Origin of the sequence: Dyella subtropica, from assembly GCF_026283965.1 — a bacterium.
Classification (GTDB): domain Bacteria; phylum Pseudomonadota; class Gammaproteobacteria; order Xanthomonadales; family Rhodanobacteraceae; genus Dyella_D; species Dyella_D subtropica.
The window spans coordinates 74,613-76,777 of the sequence record NZ_JAPDPD010000004.1 but is presented as its reverse complement, the minus strand read 5'-3'; the positions used below and the strand labels follow the sequence as shown (position 1 = coordinate 76,777).

Genomic DNA, 2,165 nt, shown 5'->3' with positions numbered 1-2,165 from the left:
GAGGCTGACGTTTCCTCGAACCGAACGGCGCCTATTTGGGCACATCTCCTCCATTTACCCATGGGTGAATGGAGGAGAGGTCCGGGCGGCGAATTCAACGACGTTGCCGCGCAAGATCATCGCCCGCGGGGTGGGCTCCTACAGAGGCGTTGCTAGCCCGTAGGAGCGCACCGTGTGCGCGATGCCATCTTGCGAGACCGTTGCCAGTCCGGTCGCCCAAAGGGTGGGCTCCTACAGGTGTGCAGCTACCGGATTCTCCTGCCTTCCCTCTACCGCCTCTTCGGCAAACGGCTGAACAGCGCCATCAACCCCAAATAGGACAGGTTGACCAGAACAAAGAACCACTGAAGCGCGAAGTCGTGACTGTTCAAGTCACGCAGGGCCGCGTAGGGCGCTGCACCGTCCAGCAAATGCTTGAAATAGCTCCAGGGCATGGACAGCAGGCCCACCGCGAGGCTGCTGAAGAGTCCGGCGTAGTATCTGCTCGGCATCGCGCTGGCCGGCGGATCGATCAGGCTCAATGCGGCGGCCAGCGTCACCAGAAGAAAGTAGATTATGAAAAGGTAGAAGAAAACGCGGCCACGTCCTCCCGTGCCATGCCATTGGCGGCTTACCGTCCAGACCATGAAAAGGGTCGTCACCGCCAGGCCCCATGCGCCTGAGTTCGTCGCGTACCCCTCAAACACGCCGCCGCAAGTGCCAAGCTTTCGGCAACCCGCACCGGCAATGATGTGCTGCGCTGCGGTTCTTGCGTCAGCACCAAACCGCTCTGCAGGATTGGCCGACTGCGCGACCGTTTGGTTAGTGACCCGAAAGGGAAAAGCATCCGGCCTGAAGCCGTACGAGCTTGCATCGTTGATCGGGCCGCCGCTCAGCATACGGATGAGCGTCGCGATGATGCGTTCCTTGTCTTGCGGAACGCTGACCATATCCACCAGGCAATAAACCTGCCCCGTCCCTCCGGGGGCCACACTGCCGAACTTGCATCTCATCGGCATTCGCCCGCCAACAGGAATGCCCAACTCAAATTGGCCCGATTCAACGGTCTTATTTCGAATGAGCGCCGATACAAAGAGAAAATAGGCGTCACCGATCGAATGACCGGTTGAATGCGTGACCCTTGCATCAAACGCGCCCCAAAGTCCGGGCTGCAAAGACACTATCTCGACACCGGCCGTTCCCCGCCCGAGATCGGCCATGCGGCGATCCGGGCCTTGCTTGTCTTCCGCGGTACTCGCTTGAATCGAGTAGCCCTCGTGCATGAAATCGGTGCGCAATTGATCCAGGGAAACCGGAGCCGTTGCTTCCTGCTTCAACGCTTCTCGCACGGTCGCTGCCGGCGTGTAGGGTCGATTGAGCAAGTGGAGAAAGGCGGTGCGCTCGCCATAGGATTCAAGCCGCCGCGCATCCTCGGCGAACCCGAGTTCGAACATCGTCGCTGCGGCGGTATGCAGGGCAAATGCTTCTGCGGGCACCGGGCCATCCAGGATTTCTCGCACGAGCGGCGCGCTCTCCTCCCTTGGTGAGGAGGGTGGAGAGGCGATCGCGTTGCCGATACATACCAGCAAGAAGAGCACGCCCCATATCGATCGCAATGGCCGGTCGCGCATAGAGACCCCTTTTCCACGGTCGAGTTGAATGGGCATGCCTACGCAGAACTCATCAGAGCATCCCTAAGACTCTGGCTGCTCGATCACCATGCTATGCACGCCCTCGCGCCGCGCAAGGCCGGGCCCGTACTGCACAACCTGACCATCCTTGAGAATCACCGTGTAATCGGTATGGACAACGGATAGCCGTGTGCGCTTACGCGCGAGATAGGTGTAGACCTCGAATTCACCCACGGTGCGCATGGCATCGGGGCGCCCCAATGCCGCAACGACCTGTTCGCGCGTGCTGCCCGGATCGAGTTTGGTGATTTTCTGGCCGGTGGTGTGGCAGCCGGCCAGGACGACCGCCAGTACGGCCGCTCCCATGATGCGCTTCATGACTCCCCCTGAGACTGGAAAACAGTACGCCAAGCGCTGGCGAATGAGCGCGCATGGTAGCGCATGTCGATGTCAATCAACCTGTGCCAAGCCAGTCTCGCGTAAGTCTTTGCACTGCCATACGTGCGATGCCAAAATGCCCAGGCTTCAGGGGGATTTACCGGATTGACGAGGGTT

Annotated in this window: 2 protein-coding genes; both read right to left on the bottom strand. The window is 60.1% G+C overall.

Annotated elements, in window-relative coordinates; all coding sequences use genetic code 11:
* Positions 1-269: 269 nt before the first annotated feature.
* Positions 270-1,646, bottom strand: a complete 1,377-nt coding sequence (locus OUZ45_RS05090) for a hypothetical protein (RefSeq protein WP_266168851.1) — start codon at positions 1,644-1,646, stop codon at positions 270-272.
* A gap of 27 nt (positions 1,647-1,673) precedes the next feature.
* Positions 1,674-1,988, bottom strand: a complete 315-nt coding sequence (gene bamE, locus OUZ45_RS05085; RefSeq protein WP_266168850.1) for an outer membrane protein assembly factor BamE domain-containing protein — start codon at positions 1,986-1,988, stop codon at positions 1,674-1,676.
* Positions 1,989-2,165: the final 177 nt, after the last annotated feature.